This is a genomic window from Jannaschia sp. Os4, from assembly GCF_016820245.1.
Taxonomy (GTDB): Bacteria; Pseudomonadota; Alphaproteobacteria; order Rhodobacterales; family Rhodobacteraceae; genus Jannaschia.
In genome coordinates this window covers 289,718-308,036 of sequence record NZ_JAFCAR010000005.1, presented here as the reverse complement: position 1 = coordinate 308,036, position 18,319 = coordinate 289,718, and the positions used below count along the sequence as shown (strand labels likewise).

General features: G+C 72.6%; 21 protein-coding genes. 12 read left to right on the top strand and 9 right to left on the bottom strand.

Going from position 1 to position 18,319, the window contains the following annotated elements; translation table 11 throughout:
- Window positions 1-57: 57 nt before the first annotated feature.
- Window positions 58-1,281, top strand: coding sequence for an acyl-CoA dehydrogenase (locus tag JQC91_RS15255; RefSeq protein ID WP_203288116.1), 1,224 nt, complete (start codon window positions 58-60; stop codon window positions 1,279-1,281).
- A 75-nt stretch (window positions 1,282-1,356) separates the two neighbouring features.
- Here JQC91_RS15255 and JQC91_RS15250 read toward each other — a convergent pair whose 3' ends face one another.
- Window positions 1,357-1,935, bottom strand: coding sequence for a YceI family protein (locus JQC91_RS15250; RefSeq protein WP_203288115.1), 579 nt, complete (start codon window positions 1,933-1,935; stop codon window positions 1,357-1,359).
- 115 nt (window positions 1,936-2,050) lie between these two features.
- Window positions 2,051-2,998, bottom strand: coding sequence for a CAP domain-containing protein (locus JQC91_RS15245; RefSeq protein WP_203288114.1), 948 nt, complete (start codon window positions 2,996-2,998; stop codon window positions 2,051-2,053).
- Window positions 2,999-3,373: 375 nt separating this feature from the next.
- Between JQC91_RS15245 and rpsF the strand changes: the two genes are divergently transcribed.
- The 4 genes from rpsF (at window position 3,374) to JQC91_RS15225 (ending at window position 5,301) form a co-directional block, all read left to right on the top strand.
- Entirely contained in the window at window positions 3,374-3,736 is a 363-nt protein-coding gene (gene rpsF / locus JQC91_RS15240) for a 30S ribosomal protein S6 (RefSeq protein ID WP_203288113.1), read from the top strand.
- A 12-nt stretch (window positions 3,737-3,748) separates the two neighbouring features.
- The gene (rpsR, locus tag JQC91_RS15235; protein WP_203288112.1) at window positions 3,749-3,976 is read left to right on the top strand and encodes a 30S ribosomal protein S18; all 228 of its coding nucleotides are present in this window, start codon (window positions 3,749-3,751) and stop codon (window positions 3,974-3,976) included.
- Between the two features lie 10 nt (window positions 3,977-3,986).
- Window positions 3,987-4,616 (top strand): 50S ribosomal protein L9, encoded by a 630-nt coding sequence (rplI, locus tag JQC91_RS15230; RefSeq protein WP_203288111.1) that lies wholly within the window; start codon window positions 3,987-3,989, stop codon window positions 4,614-4,616.
- Between the two features lie 208 nt (window positions 4,617-4,824).
- The gene (locus JQC91_RS15225) at window positions 4,825-5,301 is read left to right on the top strand and encodes a GNAT family N-acetyltransferase (protein ID WP_203288110.1); all 477 of its coding nucleotides are present in this window, start codon (window positions 4,825-4,827) and stop codon (window positions 5,299-5,301) included.
- Between the two features lie 20 nt (window positions 5,302-5,321).
- Here the strand turns inward: JQC91_RS15225 and JQC91_RS15220 are convergent, their stop codons facing one another.
- Window positions 5,322-5,915, bottom strand: a complete 594-nt coding sequence (locus JQC91_RS15220; protein ID WP_203288109.1) for a rhomboid family intramembrane serine protease — start codon at window positions 5,913-5,915, stop codon at window positions 5,322-5,324.
- A 148-nt stretch (window positions 5,916-6,063) separates the two neighbouring features.
- Here JQC91_RS15220 and JQC91_RS15215 point away from each other — a divergent pair, with 148 nt between their 5' ends.
- Window positions 6,064-8,022 (top strand): bifunctional 2',3'-cyclic-nucleotide 2'-phosphodiesterase/3'-nucleotidase, encoded by a 1,959-nt coding sequence (locus tag JQC91_RS15215; RefSeq protein WP_203288108.1) that lies wholly within the window; start codon window positions 6,064-6,066, stop codon window positions 8,020-8,022.
- On the opposite strand, the gene JQC91_RS15210 is transcribed toward JQC91_RS15215, so the two are convergent.
- Window positions 8,011-8,664, bottom strand: a complete 654-nt coding sequence (locus tag JQC91_RS15210) for a DUF2268 domain-containing putative Zn-dependent protease (protein WP_203288106.1) — start codon at window positions 8,662-8,664, stop codon at window positions 8,011-8,013. The genes JQC91_RS15215 and JQC91_RS15210 overlap by 12 nt on opposite strands.
- A gap of 42 nt (window positions 8,665-8,706) precedes the next feature.
- Window positions 8,707-9,099 carry a four-helix bundle copper-binding protein gene (locus JQC91_RS15205; RefSeq protein ID WP_203288104.1) on the bottom strand — a complete coding sequence of 131 codons (393 nt, stop codon included), beginning with the start codon at window positions 9,097-9,099 and terminating at the stop codon, window positions 8,707-8,709.
- Between the two features lie 127 nt (window positions 9,100-9,226).
- On the opposite strand from JQC91_RS15205, the gene JQC91_RS15200 reads away from it, so the two are divergent.
- Together JQC91_RS15200 and cobS are read left to right on the top strand one after the other, a co-directional pair.
- Window positions 9,227-10,435: a PQQ-dependent sugar dehydrogenase gene (locus JQC91_RS15200; protein ID WP_203288102.1), complete on the top strand. Its 1,209-nt coding sequence runs from the start codon at window positions 9,227-9,229 to the stop codon at window positions 10,433-10,435.
- Between the two features lie 97 nt (window positions 10,436-10,532).
- Window positions 10,533-11,516 carry a cobaltochelatase subunit CobS gene (gene cobS, locus JQC91_RS15195; RefSeq protein ID WP_203288100.1) on the top strand — a complete coding sequence of 328 codons (984 nt, stop codon included), beginning with the start codon at window positions 10,533-10,535 and terminating at the stop codon, window positions 11,514-11,516.
- Between the two features lie 19 nt (window positions 11,517-11,535).
- On the opposite strand, the gene JQC91_RS15190 is transcribed toward cobS, so the two are convergent.
- On the bottom strand, window positions 11,536-12,522 hold the full coding sequence (locus JQC91_RS15190) for a phosphotransferase family protein (protein WP_203288098.1): 987 nt from the start codon (window positions 12,520-12,522) through the stop codon (window positions 11,536-11,538).
- A 46-nt stretch (window positions 12,523-12,568) separates the two neighbouring features.
- Between JQC91_RS15190 and JQC91_RS15185 the strand changes: the two genes are divergently transcribed.
- From JQC91_RS15185 to JQC91_RS15170, 4 genes are all read left to right on the top strand, one after another.
- Entirely contained in the window at window positions 12,569-13,801 is a 1,233-nt protein-coding gene (locus JQC91_RS15185; protein WP_203288096.1) for an acyl-CoA dehydrogenase family protein, read from the top strand.
- Window positions 13,794-14,423 carry a class I SAM-dependent methyltransferase gene (locus tag JQC91_RS15180; RefSeq protein ID WP_203288094.1) on the top strand — a complete coding sequence of 210 codons (630 nt, stop codon included), beginning with the start codon at window positions 13,794-13,796 and terminating at the stop codon, window positions 14,421-14,423. Before JQC91_RS15185 ends, JQC91_RS15180 begins: the two co-directional genes overlap by 8 nt.
- Entirely contained in the window at window positions 14,420-14,686 is a 267-nt protein-coding gene (locus tag JQC91_RS15175) for a hypothetical protein (protein ID WP_203288092.1), read from the top strand. The genes JQC91_RS15180 and JQC91_RS15175 overlap by 4 nt, the downstream gene beginning before the upstream one ends.
- A 124-nt stretch (window positions 14,687-14,810) precedes the next feature.
- Window positions 14,811-15,023 carry a DUF2945 domain-containing protein gene (locus JQC91_RS15170; RefSeq protein ID WP_203288090.1) on the top strand — a complete coding sequence of 71 codons (213 nt, stop codon included), beginning with the start codon at window positions 14,811-14,813 and terminating at the stop codon, window positions 15,021-15,023.
- On the opposite strand, the gene JQC91_RS15165 is transcribed toward JQC91_RS15170, so the two are convergent.
- From JQC91_RS15165 to JQC91_RS15155, 3 genes are read right to left on the bottom strand one after another with little or no spacing between them, the layout of a single operon-like run.
- Window positions 15,020-16,288 (bottom strand): DUF3422 domain-containing protein, encoded by a 1,269-nt coding sequence (locus JQC91_RS15165; protein ID WP_203288088.1) that lies wholly within the window; start codon window positions 16,286-16,288, stop codon window positions 15,020-15,022. The two genes, JQC91_RS15170 and JQC91_RS15165, sit on opposite strands and share 4 nt — an antisense overlap.
- Window positions 16,289-16,328: 40 nt before the next feature.
- Window positions 16,329-17,513, bottom strand: a complete 1,185-nt coding sequence (gene kynU / locus JQC91_RS15160) for a kynureninase (RefSeq protein ID WP_203288087.1) — start codon at window positions 17,511-17,513, stop codon at window positions 16,329-16,331.
- Window positions 17,510-18,259 carry an SDR family oxidoreductase gene (locus JQC91_RS15155; protein ID WP_203288085.1) on the bottom strand — a complete coding sequence of 250 codons (750 nt, stop codon included), beginning with the start codon at window positions 18,257-18,259 and terminating at the stop codon, window positions 17,510-17,512. The genes kynU and JQC91_RS15155 overlap by 4 nt, the downstream gene beginning before the upstream one ends.
- Between the last annotated feature and the right edge of the window lie 60 nt (window positions 18,260-18,319).

The window sequence follows — 18,319 nt, the reverse complement described above, 5'->3', positions numbered from 1 at the left end:
CCCGCGTTGCCGATCCCCCCGGCGCCGCGCTAGGAGGCGGGGACCGGAGGACACGCCATGAAAGACGCCGCCACGATGCAAGCCGCGGGCTTCGGCCCCGACCTCGGCCCGTTCGACTGGGCCGACCCGTTCCGCCTCGAGGACCAGCTCTCCGAGGAGGAGCGGATGCTCCGCGACGGGGCTGCGGCCTTCGCCGCCGACCGTCTCGCCCCCATCGTGCGGGAGGCCTACGCGACCGAGGCCGAGGCGCCGGACCTGTTCCCGCTGATGGGCGAGGCGGGGCTGCTCGGGGCGACGATCCCGGAGGAGTACGGCGGGCTGGGCGCCTCCTACGTGTCCTACGGGCTGATCGCGCGGGAGGTGGAGCGCGTCGACAGCGGCTACCGCTCGATGCTGTCGGTGCAGTCCTCGCTGGTGATGTACCCGATCCATGCCTACGGGTCGGAGGCGCAGAAGGCGAAGTACCTGCCGGGGCTGGCGAAGGGCGAGCTGATCGGCTGCTTCGGCCTGACCGAGCCGGATGCGGGGTCGGACCCGGCGGGCATGAAGACGCGCGCCGAGAAGGTAGATGGCGGCTACCGGATCTCCGGGGCGAAGATGTGGATCTCCAACGCGCCCTTCGCGGACGTGTTCGTGGTGTGGGCCAAGTCGGACGCCCATGACGGCAAGATCCGCGGCTTCGTGCTGGAGAAAGGGATGGCCGGGCTGTCGGCACCGAAGATCCGCGGCAAGCAGTCCCTGCGCGCCTCGACCACCGGCGAGATCGTCATGGACGGCGTGGAGGTGGGCGAGGACGCGCTGCTGCCCGGCGTGTCCGGCCTCAAGGGGCCGTTCGGCTGCCTCAACCGCGCGCGCTACGGCATCGGCTGGGGCGTGATGGGCGCGGCGGAGGCCTGCTGGCATCAGGCGCGGCAGTACACCCTGGACCGGACGCAGTTCGGGCGGCCGCTGGCGCAGACGCAGCTGGTGCAGAAGAAGCTGGCCGACATGCAGACGGAGATCGCCTTCGGCCTCCAGGGCTGCCTGCGGGTCGGACGGCTGATGGACGAGGGGCGGGCGGCGCCCGAGATGATCTCGCTCATCAAGCGGAACAACTGCGGCAAGGCCTTGGACATCGCGCGGGTGGCGCGGGACATGCACGGCGGGAACGGCATCTCCGAGGAGTACGGTGTGATCCGCCACATGATGAACCTCGAGACGGTGAACACCTACGAGGGGACGCACGACGTCCACGCGCTGATCCTCGGGCGGGCGCAGACGGGGCTCCAGGCGTTCTTCTAAGGGCTTCGCGGCGATCGCCGGCGGAGGAGGCCCCGGCGCGTCCGCGCGGGGCCCCCGGTCTTCACGGGGCGCGGCTCACGCCTGCGGCTGGCCCGCCTCGATCGACACCGTCACCTCGACCTCGTCCGACACGAAGGGCGCGAACGCGCCGGCGTCGAACTCCGAGCGCAGGATCGTGGTGGTCGCGTCGAAGCCGAGCCACGGGGCGCCGGACTGCGGGTGCTCGCCCTGCTGGTTGAGGCGGGCGTCGAGCACGACCTCGTTGGTCACGCCGCCCAAGGTCAGGTCGCCGGTGATGAGCGCCGTGTCCTCGCCGGTCACCTCGATGCCCGTGGACACGAAGCGGACCACGTCGTTGGCGGTCGCGTCGAGGAAGTCGGGCGAGGAGAAGTGCGCGTCGCGCTGCTCCCATCCGGTGAACATGGCGGACGCGGGGATGGAGACGTCCACGGAGGAGTTGGCCGGATCCTCGGCGTCGAACTGGATCTCGCCCTCCCAGCCGGAGAACATGCCGAAGGTCGTCGAGTAGCCGAGGTGGTTGTAGCTGAAGAGGGTCTGGGCGTGGGAGGCGTCGACCTCGTAGGTGACGGGCTCGGCGAGGGCGGGGGCGGCCGCGAGCAGGGCGGCGGCGGCGATCAGGGGCAGACGGGTCATGGGACTCTCCGGTTGGTGGTGTCGATGACGTGATGGACATAGCCCATTCCGTCGACCCCGCCCCCTCAACAGGTCGTGTGCGGCGGCGCGCAGGTCCGGCGCGCCGCCCGACGCCTCAGAGGATGACGTCGTCCACGATCTGATCGAACGTGACGTCGCGGATCCGAAGGACGTCGCCGCCCCCGAAGTCCAGTTCGAGGTGGTCGCCGGCCTGCGTGGCCCGCGCCTCCAGCGCGTCGATGTCGGCGAGGCCGAAGTCGCGCAGCACGATCGTGTCGACGTCGTCCTCGAAGTCGCGGATGACGTCGCGGTCGTCCTTCTGGGTGAAGACGAAGCGGTCCGCGCCGCGCCCGCCGACGAACAGGTCGTCCCCCTTGCCCCCGGTGAGCCGGTCGTTGCCGTTCCCGCCGTAGAGGCGGTCCGCGCCCCCGTTGCCCGAGAGCGCGTCGCGCCCCCCGCCGCCGTAGAGGCGGTCCGCGCCGCCGCGCCCGGCGATCGTGTCGGCGTCCGACGAGCCGCGCAGCACGTCCTCCCCGCGCCCGCCGGTGATCGGCTCGGGCGCCGGGTCCGGGACGGCCGCCGCGGGCGCGCCCGTGTCGAGGTCCACCCCGCCGCCGGTCGAGGCGAAGTTCTGCGTCACGATGACCGAGTCGTAGGTGCCGCTCGAGAAGTCGAAGTCGCCCCGCTCGATCCCGATCCCGATGTAGTCGAGGTCGGGGTTCAGCAGGTTGGCCCGGTGGCCGGGGCTGTCCATCAGCGACCGGTGGAGGTCGGCCACGTCGTCCGAGATGCCGCCGGGCCCGCGCTCGCTCTGGACGGCGATGTTCTCGGCGGAGCGCCATCCGTTCGAGAAGTCGAAGCCCGCGTCGGCCATGCGCTCGGTCGCGGAGGAGCCGCCGACGCCCGTGTGCGAGAACGTGTCGGTCCGCAGCATCCACTCCGAATGCGCCTCGGCGGAGGCGTTGAGGTTCTGCTCCAGCTGCAGGGGGTCGAGCCCGAACCGGGCCCGGTCCGCGTTGATGAGGTCGAGCATCTCGCGCTCGAATTGGTCCGCCGTCGACATCCGGTCACCTTTCCCCGCCGCGCCGCGCGGCGTCATCTCGGTCCTTGGGGACGGGCGCGGAGGAGCGCGCCCGCCGGTTCGGCCCCCGAGCTAGTCGCGCCCGTATGTGGCCGCATCGGGGCGGGCGCGGGGCGCGGTCCGGCGCGCAGGCCCCCGCCGATCGCGACGATCCTCCGCCGACGGGTGCGCGGCGGCCCGCGCACCGCGCCGCCCCGGCCCGGCGGGGCCCCGCGCACGCGCCCACCCACTTGCGCGCGGGCGCGGCATCGCTATACGCCCGACGTCCCGCCGAACGCATTCAACCGCGCGGCCCCTCGTGCTCCGGGGGCGGGCCAAGAGCCGGAGCTTTGAAGCCGCCATGTCATGGAGACATGCATGCCGCTCTACGAGCATGTGATGATCGCGCGCCAGGATCTGTCCAACGCGCAGGCCGAGGGTCTGAACGACCACTTCTCGGCGGTCCTGACCGACAACGGCGGCTCGGTCGTCGACGTCGAGTACTGGGGCGTCAAGACGATGGCCTACAAGATCAACAAGAACCGCAAGGGGCACTACAGCTTCTTCCGCACCGACGCGCCCTCGGCCGCCGTGCAGGAGATGGAGCGCCTCGCCCGGCTGCACGACGACGTCATGCGCGTGCTGACGATCAAGGTGGACGAGCACGAGGAAGGCCCGTCCGTCCAGATGCAGAAGCGCGACGAGCGGGACGACCGCCGCCGCCGCGACGACCGGCGCTGAGGAGACAAGATCATGGCAGCCAAGCCCTTCTTCCGTCGCCGCAAGACGGACCCGTTCGTCGGCCCCAACGCGCCGAAGATCGACTACAAGGACACGCGGACCCTGCAGCGCTACGTCAGCGAGCGCGGCAAGATCGTGCCCTCGCGCATCACCGCCGTGGGCGCGAAGAACCAGCGCAAGCTGGCCCGCGCCATCAAGCGCGCGCGCTTCCTCGCGCTCCTGCCCTACGCCGTGAAGTGAGGACCATGCGATGCAAGTGATCCTACTGGAGCGCGTGGCCAAGCTGGGCCAGATGGGCGACGTCGTCGACGTCAAGCCCGGCTACGCGCGCAACTTCCTGCTGCCGCAGGGCAAGGCGCTGACGGCGTCGGACGCGAACGTGCAGGCCTTCGAGGGCCGCAAGTCGCAACTGGAGGCCGACAACCTCGAGTCCAAGAAGGAGGCCGAGGCGATGGCCTCGCGCTTGGAGGGCCAGCAGTTCGTGGTCATCCGGCAGGCCTCCGACGCCGGCTCGCTCTACGGCTCGGTCTCGACCCGCGACGCGGTCGAGGTGGCACAGGAGAACGGGTTCAAGCTGGAGCGCCGCCAAGTGGCGCTGAAGGCCCCGATCAAGGAGCTGGGCCTGCACGGCGTGACCGTGGTCCTGCACCCCGAGGTCGAGACGGAGATCACGCTGAACGTGGCGCGGTCCTCCGAGGAAGCCGAGCTTCAGGCCGCCGGCAAGTCGATCCAGGAGCTGGCCGCCGAGGAAGAGGCGCAGGCCGAGTTCGAGATCGCCGAGCTGTTCGACGACATCGGCACGGCGGCCTCCGAGGACTCCGATCTCGAGGTGGAGACGCCTGAGAGCCGCAGCGACGTGGACGACCAGCCGGAGGTGTGAGCCTCGGTTCGGTCGAAGAGACGAGGGGCCGTCCCGGGTGGGGCGGCCCTTCTTCGTTCGGCAGCGCGCAGGTCCCGCCCCGGCAGACCTGTGGCCGGGTGACGGGCAGGCCAGACGAAGGCGCGGGGCTCGCGGCTGCGCGCCGACGCAAGGGCGCGACCGTCCACGTCCGTGCATCGGCGCGCCGCTTGCCATAGCCATCGGTCCCATGGTCCGCATCGAACCACAGTCCCCCGGCCACGCACCGGGCCTCTTCACCGCGCTATCCGACGAGCGGAGCTACGCGTTCTTGGATGAGCGACCGCCCTCGACCGTCGAAGCGGTGCGCGACCGCATCGCCCGTCTGGCCGAGGTGGCACCGTCCGGCAGCGGCGAGACGTGGCGCAACTGGACGGTGTTCGACGGGAAGGTGATCGTCGGGTACACGCAGGCCACGATCGACGGCGGGGGAGACGCCGATCTCGCCTACGTCCTGCATCCTGAAGCGTGGGGCCACTCGGTCGGCTACGAGGCGTGCCGCCTGACCCTGATCGAGTTGCGGTCCGATCCGGCCGTCCGGCGCGTCGTGGCGGACACGGAACGCGGGAACCGACGCTCCCGCGCGCTGCTCGACCGCCTCGGGTTCGAGCCTGTGCGTGAAGACGGACCGGACCTGTTCTACCGGCTCCCCGCCAATGCCTCGTAGGACGGAGGTGGCATCCTCCCCTACCCCCGCTCCACCCCCTCCACCCGCGGCGCGTGCACCCGGCTCCGCACGACGACCGCCGCCGCGACGCCCGCCAGCGCGCCGAAGAGGTGCGCCTCCCACGAGACGCCCGGACGGCCCGGCAGGACGCCCCAGATGATCGCGCCGTAGAGGACGCCCACCAGCGCGGCGGCGGCGAGCGTGACGGGGGAGCGGTCGACGAGCCCGCGGGCGACGAGGAAGCCGAACCAGCCGAAGACGAGGCCGGAGGCGCCCACGTGGATGGCCGCCGAGCCGAAGAGCCAGACGAGCGCCCCACCGGCCGCGACGATGATCGCGTTGACCGCGACGAGGGCGCGGGTGGCCGTGGCCGAGAGGAGCGCGCCCATCACGAGCAGCGGCGGCGTGTTGGACATGAGGTGGCCGAAGCCCCCGTGGAGGAGCGGCATGGCGACGATCCCGTCGAGCCCCTCCGCCTCGCGCGGGATGAGGCCGAAGGCCGGGTTCAGCGAATACCCCGTCAGCCAGTTCAGGGCCTGCACGATCCAGAGGATCGCGACGAAGCCGCCCAAGGCGGCGAGGCGGAGGGCGAAGGTCCGGGTGGCGGCGGGCATGGGCCGGAGGTTAGGCGCGCGGGCGGCGGCGGCAAGCCCTGCCCGCCGATTGGGCGGCGGGGGGCGGGCGGGCGGCCCGGACGGGCGAAGGCGTTGCCCCGGCGTCATCTTTCGGTGTCAGGTGGGGGCGACCCAGAGGAGACCTGCCATGCTCACCCGCCGCACCCTGCTCGCCACGACCGGCGCCGCCTCGCTGCTCGCCGTCCACCCCTTCGCCGCCCGCGCGCAGGCCAACCAAGCGCATCTCCGCATCGCCGAGACGACCGACCTGCACGTCCACGTCTGGCCCTACGACTACTACGGCGACCGCGAGGTCGACACGGTGGGGCTGGCGCGCACCGCCTCGCTCATCGAGCAGGTGCGCGCCGAGGCGGGCAACAGCCTCGTGCTCGACAACGGCGACTTCCTGCAGGGCAACCCGATGGGCGACTGGGTGGCCTACGAGCGGGGCATGCGGGAGGGCGACCTCCACCCGGTGATCCAAGCGATGAACGCGGTGGGCTTCGACGGGGCGACCATCGGCAACCACGAGTTCAACTACGGGCTCGACTTCCTGATGAAGGCGCTCGCGGGGGCGGGCTTCCCCGTGGTGCTCGCCAACGTCGCGACCGAGCAGGGCGCGACCCCAGCCGAGGACGCGACCCTCGTGCCGCCCTACGCGATCCTCGACCGGACGCTGACCGACGGCGCGGGCGAGGAGCACCCGATCCGCATCGGGATCATCGGCTTCACGCCGCCGCAGATCATGACGTGGGACCGCCGCCATCTCGAGGGCAACGTGCAGGTGCGCGACATCGTCGCCACCGCCGAGGCGCTGGTGCCGCAGATGAAGGAGGAGGGCGCGGACATCGTGATCGCGCTGTCGCACTCCGGCATTGGCCCCGCGGAGCGCGAGGACATGATGGAGAACGCCTCCGTCCCCCTCGCCGCCGTGGCGGGCATCGACGCGGTGCTGACGGGGCACCACCACCGGGAGTTCCCGGGCGACGCCTACGCGGACATCCCCAACGTCGATGCGGGCGCGGGCCTGATCCACGGCAAGCCCGCCGTGATGCCCGGCTTCTGGGGCAGCCACATGGGCCTCATCGACCTGCTGCTGGAGCGCGACGGCGGGGGCTGGCGGATCGTCTCGTCCACGCAGGAGCTGCGTCCGATCGCGCGGCGCGAGGAGGACCGCTCGTGGACCGCGCTGGTCGAGAGCGACGCGGAGGTGCTCGCCGCCACGGAGGAGGCCCACGAGGCGACGCTCGCCTACGTCCGCCGCCCGGTGGGCGAGACGGACGCGCCGCTGCACTCCTACTTCGCGCTCGTGGCCGACGATCCCTCGGTGCAGATCGTGAGCCAGGCGCAGAAGTGGTACGTCGAGCAACTGCTCGCCGGGACGGAGCACGAGGGGCTGCCCATCCTGTCGGCGGCGGCGCCGTTCAAGGCGGGCGGGCGCGGCGGCGCGGAGTACTACACCGACGTGGCGGCGGGCGACGTGTCGATCGGGGACGTGGCCGACCTCTACCTCTATCCCAACACGGTGCGCGCGGTGCGCGTGACCGGGGCGCAGGTGAAGGACTGGCTCGAGCGCTCGGCCGGCATGTTCAACCAGATCGAGGCCGCGGGCGCGGCGGACCAGGTGCTGCTGAACCCGGACTTCCCCTCCTACAACTTCGACGTCATCGACGGCGTGACCTACAGGATCGACCTCGCCCAGCCCGCGCGGTTCGACCGCGAGGGGGCGGTGGTGAACCCGGACGCGAGCCGGATCGTCGACCTCATGTACGAGGGCGCGCCGCTGGACCCGGAGGCGGAGTTCGTGATCGCCACCAACAACTACCGCGCCTCGGGCGGCGGCAGCTTCCCCGGCGCGGACGGCTCGACCATCATCCTCGAGGCGCCGGACACGAACCGCGACGTGATCGTCCGCTACATCGTCGAGCAGGGGACGATCAGCCCCTCGGCGGACGGCAACTGGACCTTCGCGCCGATGGACGGGGCCTCGGTCCTGTTCGACACGGGGCCGGGCGGCGCGGCCTATGCGGACGGAGTGCCCGGCGTGACGCTGGAGCCGATGGAGGTGACCGAGGACGGCTTCCAGCGGTATCGCCTAGCCCTCTGAGCCCGGCCCGCGCCGCACGGCGTCGCGGAACGCCATGTGCGGCGCGTGGGCCAGCGTGAGCGGCGTCTCGTCCGGGTGCCGCCGGAGGTGCCGTCCCACGAGGTCGTAGCCCAGCGCGTAGCCCAGCCAGCGCGGGTGCCCGTCCGCGCCGAAGAACCAGCGCGCGTGCCCGTGGCCCGTCCGGTCGAACCGCTCAAGCGCGGGGGCGCGCCACGGGTCCAGCTCCTCTGGACCGAGGGCTGCCTCCCACGGCTCGGGCGGGCTGCGGTGGAGCATCCGCACGAAGTGGCCTGCGAGCCCCTCCGCCACCAGCGCCGACCCGAGCTTGGCCCCGTAGCCCGGCGCGGCCGCGCGCAGGGCGTGGTGATACTCGTGCGCGATCGCCCGCTCCAACGTGGCTCCGAGGTTGGGGACCATGTTCGGGTTCTTCGGGTCGAAGGACAGCCGGATCACGTCGGGGTCGCCGCAGTAGCCGCCGAACCCATGCATCGGCAGCGCGCGGGAGCGGTCCGCGACGAGAAGGAACCGGATCGGGACGGGATCCGCCACCGCCGCGACGCGCGCGCGGGTCGCGGCGATGGCCGCCTCGATGGCCGGCAGGTGGGGGCGCAGGGTCGGGGAGACCCGCTCGACGGTCCACATGGGATCGGTATCGCGCGGCCCCGCCCCCGCCTCAAGCGCGGCTCACATCGCGTCGAGGGCCGCCCTGCAATCGCGGATGACCTCCTCGCACATGGTCGCGCAGCGCTTGCAGTGCGCGTCATCGTGCTTGGAGCAGTGCGCGTGACACGCTTCGCAGGCCGTGATCGCGAGCGACAGCGCGGCCTTGATCGCCTCGACGTTCCCGCCCGTGCGACGGCTGCCGATCCGGTAGGCCGCCGTGCAGGCGTCCGAGGCGTCGAGGCAGCGGCGGATGCACTCCGCCCGGTCCTCGGCGTCCGGCTCTGCGAGGCAGGCATCGGCGCAGGAGTTGGTGATGGCGGCGCCGTACATGGCGTGCTTGACGGCTTGGGTCAGTGCCTCGTTGTCGTTCCCGGCGACGTCGGGGTGCTCGGCGATCATCTCCTTGATGGACATGGCGTATCCTCCTGATGTTGCGCGGGCCAACGGCGGGCGGGCGCCGGGCGTTCCCGAACCCGCGCGCGCCGGGCGGACGTCGGCGCGGGACGCGCTAGCTGTGCCCGGTCAACCTGGGAGATCCGCCATGAGCCGTACGACCCTCGCCCTCCTCGCCGCCTCGGCGCTCGCAGCCCCCGCGCTGGCCGAGCCGCACACCTGGGCGCAGCGCAACACCGACTTCCCCCCCGCCTTCCCCGAGCAGTTCCGCGCCACCACCGTCGACAGCGGCGTGGCGATGACCCAGACCACCCTCGCCGAGGGTCTGGTCCACCCTTGGGGCATCGCCACCCTGCCCGACGGCGCGGGCTGGCTCGTGACCGAGCGGGCGGGCCGGATGCGCCACCTCGCCGCCGACGGCACGCTGTCCGACAGCATCGTGGGCACGCCGGACGTGCTGTCGCAGCGGCAGGGCGGCCTACTCGACGTGGCGCTGGGGCCGACCTTCGCGGAGGACCGGGTGATCTACGTCACCTACTCCAAGCCCGTGGAGGGCGGGTCCGCCACGGCGGCGGCGCGGATGGTGCTGGCCGACGACCTCGGGTCGGTCACGGAGGTGGAGGACATCTTCGTGCAGGAGCCGCCCTCGCCCACGCCGATGCACTACGGCGCGCGGATCGTGTTCCCCGGCGACGGGACGGCCTTCGTGACCACGGGCGAGCATTCCTCGGACGAGGAGCGGCCCTTCGCGCAGGATCTCGACAAGACCTACGGCAAGGTCGTGCGGGTCAACCTCGACGGCTCGACGCCCGAGGGGATGCCCTTCGCCGGCACCGAGGGCGCCGTCGAGACGATCTGGTCCTACGGGCACCGCAACATCCAAGGCGCCACCATCGCGCCGGACGGGACGCTGTGGACGATCGAGCACGGGCCGCAGGGCGGCGACGAGCTGAACCGCCCGGAGCCGGGGCTGAACTACGGCTGGCCGGTGATCTCCTACGGCAAGCGCTACGACTTCCGCGAGGTCGATCCCGGCGGCCCCATCGGCATCGGGCAGGCCGTCGAGGAGGGCATGGAGCAGCCGGTCTACTTCTGGGACCCGGTGATCGCGCCCGGCGGCATGGCGTTCCATTCGGGCGACGCCTTCGCGGACTGGAACGGCGACATCCTGATCGGCTCGCTCAAGCCCGGCGGCGTGGTGCGCCTCTCGCTCGACGCGGACGGGCTCGTGACGGAGGAGGAGCGCCTGCTCACCGATCTCGGGCGGGTGCGCGACGTCGAGATCATGGAGGACGGCAGCTTCGTCGTCCTGACCGACTTCGAGGACGGCTGGGTGGTGCACGTCACCCCCGGCTGACCTCCGGCGGGGCGGCAGCTTGCCGCCCCGCTTTCACTTGCGGCGCGGGGCCATATGTTGCACCCCGGCGCCCGGATCGAGCGAAGGGGCGAGGCACATGGACGGCAGCACGGACACCATCATGGAGCCCACCCGCGACATCTCCGTGCGCGAGGCGTTCGGCATCGACTCCGACATGATGGTCAAGGGCTTCGACGCGCCCACCGACCGCACGCCCCCCATCGACGAGACCTACAAGTTCGACCCCGACACGACGCTCGCCATTCTCGCGGGCTTCGGCTGGAACCGCCGGGTGATGATCCAAGGCTACCACGGCACCGGCAAGTCGACCCATATCGAGCAGGTGGCCGCGCGTCTCAACTGGCCCTGCGTGCGCGTGAACCTCGACAGCCACATCAGCCGGATCGACCTGATCGGCAAGGACGCGATCAAGCTGCGCGACGGCGTCCAGGTGACCGAGTTCCACGAGGGCATCCTGCCGTGGGCGCTGCGCAACCCCGTGGCCATCGTCTTCGACGAGTACGACGCGGGCCGCGCCGACGTGATGTTCGTGATCCAGCGCGTGCTGGAGGCGGACGGCAAGCTGACGCTGATGGACCAGAACGAGGTCATCACCCCCCACCCGTCCTTCCGCCTCTTCGCCACGGCCAACACGGTGGGCCTCGGCGACACGACGGGCCTCTACCACGGCACGCAGCAGATCAACCAAGCGCAGATGGACCGCTGGTCGCTCGTCGCGACGCTGAACTACCTCGACCACGACGCCGAGGCGGCCATCGTCGTCGCCAAGAACCCGCACTACAACACCGACGACGGGCGGCGCACGATCTCGCGCATGGTGACGGTCGCGGACCTGACGCGGACGGCGTTCATGAACGGGGACCTGTCGACGGTGATGTCGCCCCGCACGGTGATCGCGTGGGCGCAGAACGCCGAGATCTTCCGCGACGTGGGCTATGCCTTCCGCCTGACCTTCCTCAACAAGTGCGACGAGTTGGAGCGCCAGACGGTGGCGGAGTTCTACCAGCGCTGCTTCGACGAGGAACTGCCCGAGAGCGCGGTGGCGATGTCGCTGGGCTGACGTCCGCGCGGGGCGCGCGTCACGCGCCGTCCAGATACGACACCCCCAGCGCCGCCACCTGCGGCACCATCGCCCCGTAGCGCCGCCCGCCCTCCGGGTCGCTCGCGTTGCCCGCCGCCGCCCGCGCGCCCACGCCCGCGAGGATCGCCGCCAGCCGGTAGGCCGCGAGCGCCCGCCACGCCGTCCAGTCCGTCACCTCCACGCCCCGCCGCGCCGCGTAGGCCGCGACGTGCGCCGCGTCGGACGGCAGCCCCCGCGCCGCCCGATCCACTCCCCCGAGGCCGCGGAGCGGCGAGGCGTGGGGCAGGCCCCATTGCATCACCTGATAGGCGAGGTCGGCCAGCGGATGGCCCAGCGTCGACAGCTCCCAGTCCAGCACCGCCACCACCCGCGCCTCCGTCGGGTGGAGCATCACGTTGTCGATCCGCCAGTCCCCGTGCACGATCGAGGGAGGGGCCTCCGCGACGGCCTGCCCCGCCAGCCAGTCGCCCAGCCGCGCCATCTCCGCCGACGGCATCGCCACCGACGCCTCGTATTGCCGCCGCCACGTCGCCGCCTGCCGCGCGAAGTATCCCTCGGCCCGCCCGTAGCCCGGCAGGCCGACCGCCTCCGGGTCGACCGAGTGCAGCGCCGCCAGCGCGTCGGTCATCGCCGCCACCTCGGCCCCCGTGGCCGCCGCCGGATCGCGCACGACCCGCCCCTCGACCCATTCCATCACGTAGAGCGTCCGCCCCAGCGGGTTCGCCTCGGAGAGCAGCACCATGCGCGGCACCGGCACGCCCGTGTCCGCCAGCGCGTCCATCACCCGGTGCTCCCGCTCCACCATGTGCGCCTTGGGCAGCAGGCGCCCCGGCGGCTTGGCCCGCAGCACCAAGGGCCCGCCCTCGGTCTCCAGCCGCCACGTCGGGTTCGACTGCCCGCCCGACAGGCGCGCGGCACCGGTCACCTCGGCCCCCACCTGCTCGGTGAGCCACGGGAACAGGTCGGGGGGCAGGTCGGGGTCCATGCCCCGAGGGTTGCCGTCCCCCGCCCGCATCATCAAGGGTGCGCGCATGGACCTGAGCCTGACCGAACGGGGCCGCGCGCTCCGCGATGCCGTGGCCGAGATGGTGCGGACGCGCATCGCCCCCTTGGACGCCGAGTTCCACGCCGACCACGTGCCGGACCGCTGGACCCACACGCCCCGCCAGACCGAGATCCTCGAGACGCTCAAGGCCGAGGCCCGCGACCGCGGCCTCTGGAACCTCTGGCGCACCCACCTCCCCGGCGGGCCGGGGATCACCACGGTCGACTACGCGTGGATCGCCGAGGAGATGGGCCGCGCGTGGCTCGCCCCCGAGGTCTTCAACTGCAACGCCCCGGACACCGGCAACATGGAGGTCTTCGCCCGCTACGGCACGGAGGACATGAAGCGCCGCTGGCTGGAGCCGCTCATGGCGGGGGAGATCCGCTCCGCCTACCTGATGACCGAGCCCGACGTCGCTTCCTCGGACGCCTCCAACATGGAGCTGCGGGTCGAGCGCGACGGCGACGGCTGGGTCCTGAACGGCGAGAAGTGGTGGTCGACCGGCGCGGGCGACCCGCGCTGCAAGGTCCACATCGTCATGGGCCTGTCCGACCCGGACGCCCCGCGCCATCAGCGGCATTCCATGCTCGTCGTCCCCACCGACACGCCCGGGGTCGAGGTGCTGCGCGGCCTCACCGTCTTCGGCGACGACGAGGCCCCGCACGGCCACATGCACATCCGCTACACGGACGTCCGCGTGGACGCCGACGCCATGCTCCTCGGGCCGGGACGCGGCTTCGAGATCGCCCAAGGCCGCCTCGGGCCGGGCCGCATCCACCACTGCATGCGCGCCGTCGGCATGGCGGAGAAGTGCCTCGACCTCGCCCTCGCGCGGGGCGCGGCGCGCCACGCATTCGGCTCCGACCTCCTGCATCTCGGCGGCAACGCCGAGCGGATCGCCGAGGCGCGCATCGGGATCGACGCCGCCCGCCTCACCTGCCTGCGCGCCGCCTCCGAGATGGACCGGGCGCACGCGGCGACCGGCGACATGAAGGCCGCCGCCCCCTACATCTCCGCCGCCAAGGTGCTCGTCCCGCGCGTCGCGCTGGAGGTGTGCGACATGGCGATCCAGCTGCATGGCGGCGCGGGGGTTAGCCAAGACACCGACCTCGCCCGCCTCTGGGGGCACCTCCGCACGCTGCGCCTCGTGGACGGGCCGGACGCGGTGCACCAGCGGACGGTCTTCCGGGCCGAGCGCAGGCGGCTCCGCGATGGATAGGCCCGCCCCCGCCAGGCTCGACGCGGTCTACGGCGCGGCCTCGGCGGAGGCGCAGGAGGGGGCCTACGACGCATGGGCCTCGGACTACGACGCGGACCTGATGGCGATGGGCTACCGCCTGCCGATGATGATGGCCGCCTGCGTGGCCCGCTTCGTGCCCGTGGACGCGGCGCCCATCCTCGACGCGGGCTGCGGCACGGGGCTGCACGCCGAGGCGCTGGTTGCCGCGGGCTACGGCGGCCTCGTCGGCGCGGACCTGTCCGAGGGCATGATGGCCGTCGCCCGCGCCAAGGGCGTCTACGCCGAGACGCACCGCGTCGTCCTCGGCACCCCCCTGCCCTTCGCGGACGGCCACTTCGCGGCCACCCTCTGCGCGGGCACCATCACGCCGGGCCACGCCCCGCCCGAGGCGCTGGACGAATTGGTCCGGGTCACACGCCCCGGCGGCTGGCTGGTCGTCTCGCTCCGCCACGACGCGGAACAGGAGGCGCGCTACCTCGACAAGCTGGACGCGATGGCGGGCACGGCGTGGGACGAGGTCCACCGCACCCCCGCCTTCGCCACCATGCCGCTGGGCGAGCCGTCGGTCCGCAACCGGGTCCACGTCTGCCGGGTCCGATGACGCCCTTGGAGATGCGCGCCGAGGCGGGACGCGTGGACCTCCGGCGCGGCGACGACCGCATCGCCTTCGCGCGCGACGGCGTGCTTCCCGTGGCGCTCGCCGCATGGCTCGCCGACCCCCGCGCGCGCCTGCCCCACGGCTGGTTCTCCCGCGACGACGGCGCGCGGCTGGAGATGCGGGCGGAGGACCGGCGGTTCGACCTGCACCGGGCGGAGGTGGAGCGGCTGCTCCGGCGGCTATCGGAGGGCGACGCGGGCCGGTAGCGCACCGCGCGGGCACGCCGCTCCCGGCGCCCCGGCCCCGAGCTGGGGCGCCGCGGGCGCCCCCGCCCCCGGAACCGAATCCCCCGCCGCCCCGTTCGCGGAGTCATCGAGACAGGAGGCCACGATGAGCTATTCCAAGGGCGACAAGGTCGAGTGGGACTGGGGCAACGGCACCGGGACCGGCACGGTCGAGAAGACCTACACCCAGAAGATCACGCGCAAGCTGCAGGGCTCGGAGGTCACGCGCGACGGCTCGGACGACGACCCCGCGCTCTACATCGAGCAGGAGGACGGCGACGGCGTGCTCAAGCTCGCCTCCGAGGTCCGGAAGGCCTAGCCCAGCCGTTTGCGCACCCCGCGCACCATCCACCAGACCAGCGCCACCACCGGCAGCACGAGCACGGCGGCGACCATCTCCTTGGTCGCCCCCACCCGCACCCCGACGGGGTAGAGAAGCGACGCGGCGAGCTGCAGCGCGTAGTAGCTGATCGCCACGACGCTGAGCCCCTCGACCGTCTTCTGCAGCCGCAGCTGCGCGTCCGCCCGCGCGTCCATGGACCTGAGCAGCCCCGCGTTCTGGGCCGCCCGCTCCACGTTCACCCGCGTCGAGAGCAGGTCGCCCGCCCGCTTGGCCCGCTCGGCCATCGCCTCCATCCGCCGCTGCACCGCGCGGCAGGTCCGCATCGCGGGGTCGAAGCGGCGCATCATGAACTCGTGCAGCGTCTGGCGCCCGCCGAACCGCTCCTCGCGCAGCACCTCGATCCGCTGCCGCACCAGCGCCTCGTAGGCCTCCTGCGCGCCGAACCGGAACGAGGAGCGCGCCAGCATCGTCTCGAGGTCCGACCCGATCTTGAGCAGCCCCTCCAGCGTCTCCTCCGAGCCGCCCTCGCGCATGTCGCCCACCAGCCGGACCAGATCCGCGTCGATCTCGCCCAGCCGCGCCCCCAGCGCGCGGGCGCGGGGAAGCGCCAGCATCGCCATCGTCTTGTAGGTCTCGATCTCCGTGAGCCGCTGCACGATCCGCCCGACCCGCCGCTCGCCCGTCTTGTCCGCGCAGAACACCGCGAAGCGCACGTGCCCCGCCGCGTCGATGCGGAAGTCCGACGCGATCACCGCCGAGTCGTCCAGCACCCGCGCCACCGCGAGGCTCTCGGGCACGAACCACTCCGCCAGCTTGGGCGCGATCTCGTCCCCGTGCGTCTCCCCCTCGACCCGGATCAGGGCCGAGGTCAGCCGCACCCCCGGCGCGTCGGCCAGCCAGTCCGCCGGGAACGCGTCGAAGGACGCCCCCTCGAAGGGCCGCTCCGCCACGCCGTCGCTGAACAACGTGTAGGTCACGAACTCCGTGTGGCTCTCCCACTTCAGGTGGTGCCGCCCCAGCCGGACGAAGTGGTGGGTGGCCCCCGGCGCCGGGTGCGTCGCCCCGAAGCGGTCCAAGAGCGCCAGCAGATGCGCCCGGTCCACGCCCCTGTCCCGGTTCGCCGCGTCCGCCTCCGCCTTGATGGCCACGAAGGCCGCCCGGCAGGGGGCCTCCAGCGCGGGGAAAGGCCGGGCGTGCAGCTCGTTGGCGAGGTCGTATCGGCGGGGATGGTCGCGCAGCATGGACGCGAGGTAGCCCCCCGCCCCCCGCCGTCATGGAGATTCACGTAACCGCGCGGCGCGCCTTCATTTCGGGCCGGTCCCACTCCCGGCCGCGCATCACGGCGGCGACGTGGCCCACCGCCGCGTCGATGTCCCCCTCCGACAGGAACAGCGGCGTCACCCCAAGCCGCACGATGTCCGGGCTGCGGAAGTCCCCGATCACGCCCCGCGCGATCAGCGCCTGCACGATGGCGTAGCCCTCCGGATGGCGGAAGCTCACTTGGCTGCCCCGCCGGTGGGGGTCGCGCGGCGAGGCGAGGCGCAGGTCCGTCTCCCGCTCCACGCCCGCCACCAGCCGCTCCTGCAGCGCGACCGAACGCGCGCGGACCGCGTCCATCCCCACCCCGTCCCACGCGTCCAGCGCCGCCTCCAACGCGGCCAGCTGCAGCACCGGCGGCGTCCCCACGCGCAGCCGGTCGATCCCCCGCGCGGGCCGGTAGGACGGCTCGAACGCGAAGGGCGCCGCGTGGCCCAGCCAGCCCGACAGCGCGGGCCGCACGTCGTCGATCAGGTCGGGCCGCACGTAGGCGAAGGCGGGCGCCCCCGGCCCCGCGTTGAGATACTTGTAGGTGCAGCCGCACGCGAGGTCCGCGCCCGCGCCGGACAGGTCCACCGGCACCGCCCCCGCCGAGTGCGCGAGGTCCCACAGCGCCAGCGCGCCCACCGAATGCGCGGCCCCGGTCAGCGCCGCCATGTCGTGCATCCGTCCCGTGCGGTAGTCGACCTGCGTCAGCATCAGGACCGCCACCTCCTCGGTCAGCGCGCCCTCAACCTCCTCCGGCTCCACGAGCCGCAGCTCGTGCCCCCGCCCCAGCGAGGCGATCAGCCCCTCCGCCATGTAGAGGTCGGTGGGGAAGTTCCCCCGGTCCGACAGGATCACCCGCCGCTCGGACCGCATCTCCAGCGCGGCGGCCAGCAACTGGTGCACCTTTATCGACAGCGTGTCGCCCACCGTGACCGTCCCCTCGGGCGCGCCGATCAGCCGCCCGATCCGGTCCCCCAAGGCGCCGGGCCACGCCATCCATCCCTCGTTCCACCCGCCGATGAGGCTGTCGCGCCACTGCGCCAGCACCCGCTCCATCCGCTCCGGCACGCCCACCGGCAGCGGCCCCAGCGAGTTGCCGTCGAGGTAGATCACCCCCTCGGGCAGCGCGAACCGCGCCCGCGTCGCGGCCCAATCCGTCAAAACTCGCCCCCGGAGACTTGGATCGCCTGCCCGTTCACCGACCGCGCGCCCTCCGAGCAGAGCCAGAGCACCGCCGACGCCACCTCGTCCGCGTCGATCAGCCGCCCGTGCGGGTTGGCGTCGAGGATGGCGGCGTTGGCCTGTTCCTCCGACAGCCCGCGCGCCTTCAACGACGCGAGGTTGGTCGTCACGATGTCGGTGTCCACGTAGGCCGGGCAGACCGCGTTCACCGTTAGGGGCTTTCGCACGAAGTCCGCCGCCAGCCCCCGCATCAGCCCGATCATCCCGTGCTTCGACGCGGTATAGGCGGCGGCGCCCTTCAGCCCCTTCAGCCCCGCGATGGACGACATCGCGACGGCCCGCCCCCACCCGGCCTCCAGCATGTCCGGGATCGCGTGCGCGAAGGTCCGGTAGCAGCCGTCGAGGTTGATCCCCATCACCTGCCGCCAGAAGTCCTCGTCGGTGTCCTTGAGCGACCGGCCCTGCGCGATGCCCGCGTTCGCCACGCAGATCGTCACCGGCCCGTGCGCCGCCCGCGCCGCGGCGAACCCGTCGGCCACCGAGGCCGGGTCCGCCACGTCCATCGCCACCGGCGTGCAGCCTTCCACCTCGCGCAGCACCGCCTCGCGCCGCCCCGTCACCGTCACGGCCGCGCCCGCGTCGCGCAGGGCCTCGGCCACGGCGCGCCCGATCCCGGTGCCGCCGCCCGTCACGAGCGCATGCCGCCCCGCCAAATCCGGTCCCATCGCACGCTCCCTACGCAACGTTGTTGCGCGGGCGATCCGCGCGTCCTTGAGGTCCCCTTC

Coding starts and splice junctions, on each gene's coding strand:
- JQC91_RS15215 (WP_203288108.1), top strand. CDS start 6,064: ATGCTCACCCGCCGCACCCTGCTCGCCACGACCGGCGCCGCCTCGCTG.
- JQC91_RS15225 (WP_203288110.1), top strand. CDS start 4,825: ATGGTCCGCATCGAACCACAGTCCCCCGGCCACGCACCGGGCCTCTTC.
- JQC91_RS15250 (WP_203288115.1), bottom strand. CDS start 1,935: ATGACCCGTCTGCCCCTGATCGCCGCCGCCGCCCTGCTCGCGGCCGCC.
- rpsF (WP_203288113.1), top strand. CDS start 3,374: ATGCCGCTCTACGAGCATGTGATGATCGCGCGCCAGGATCTGTCCAAC.
- JQC91_RS15200 (WP_203288102.1), top strand. CDS start 9,227: ATGAGCCGTACGACCCTCGCCCTCCTCGCCGCCTCGGCGCTCGCAGCC.
- JQC91_RS15245 (WP_203288114.1), bottom strand. CDS start 2,998: ATGTCGACGGCGGACCAATTCGAGCGCGAGATGCTCGACCTCATCAAC.
- JQC91_RS15255 (WP_203288116.1), top strand. CDS start 58: ATGAAAGACGCCGCCACGATGCAAGCCGCGGGCTTCGGCCCCGACCTC.
- rpsR (WP_203288112.1), top strand. CDS start 3,749: ATGGCAGCCAAGCCCTTCTTCCGTCGCCGCAAGACGGACCCGTTCGTC.
- JQC91_RS15190 (WP_203288098.1), bottom strand. CDS start 12,522: ATGGACCCCGACCTGCCCCCCGACCTGTTCCCGTGGCTCACCGAGCAG.
- JQC91_RS15220 (WP_203288109.1), bottom strand. CDS start 5,915: ATGCCCGCCGCCACCCGGACCTTCGCCCTCCGCCTCGCCGCCTTGGGC.
- JQC91_RS15205 (WP_203288104.1), bottom strand. CDS start 9,099: ATGTCCATCAAGGAGATGATCGCCGAGCACCCCGACGTCGCCGGGAAC.
- JQC91_RS15170 (WP_203288090.1), top strand. CDS start 14,811: ATGAGCTATTCCAAGGGCGACAAGGTCGAGTGGGACTGGGGCAACGGC.
- JQC91_RS15185 (WP_203288096.1), top strand. CDS start 12,569: ATGGACCTGAGCCTGACCGAACGGGGCCGCGCGCTCCGCGATGCCGTG.
- JQC91_RS15175 (WP_203288092.1), top strand. CDS start 14,420: ATGACGCCCTTGGAGATGCGCGCCGAGGCGGGACGCGTGGACCTCCGG.
- rplI (WP_203288111.1), top strand. CDS start 3,987: ATGCAAGTGATCCTACTGGAGCGCGTGGCCAAGCTGGGCCAGATGGGC.
- JQC91_RS15180 (WP_203288094.1), top strand. CDS start 13,794: ATGGATAGGCCCGCCCCCGCCAGGCTCGACGCGGTCTACGGCGCGGCC.
- JQC91_RS15165 (WP_203288088.1), bottom strand. CDS start 16,288: ATGCTGCGCGACCATCCCCGCCGATACGACCTCGCCAACGAGCTGCAC.
- JQC91_RS15210 (WP_203288106.1), bottom strand. CDS start 8,664: ATGTGGACCGTCGAGCGGGTCTCCCCGACCCTGCGCCCCCACCTGCCG.
- cobS (WP_203288100.1), top strand. CDS start 10,533: ATGGACGGCAGCACGGACACCATCATGGAGCCCACCCGCGACATCTCC.
- JQC91_RS15155 (WP_203288085.1), bottom strand. CDS start 18,259: ATGGGACCGGATTTGGCGGGGCGGCATGCGCTCGTGACGGGCGGCGGC.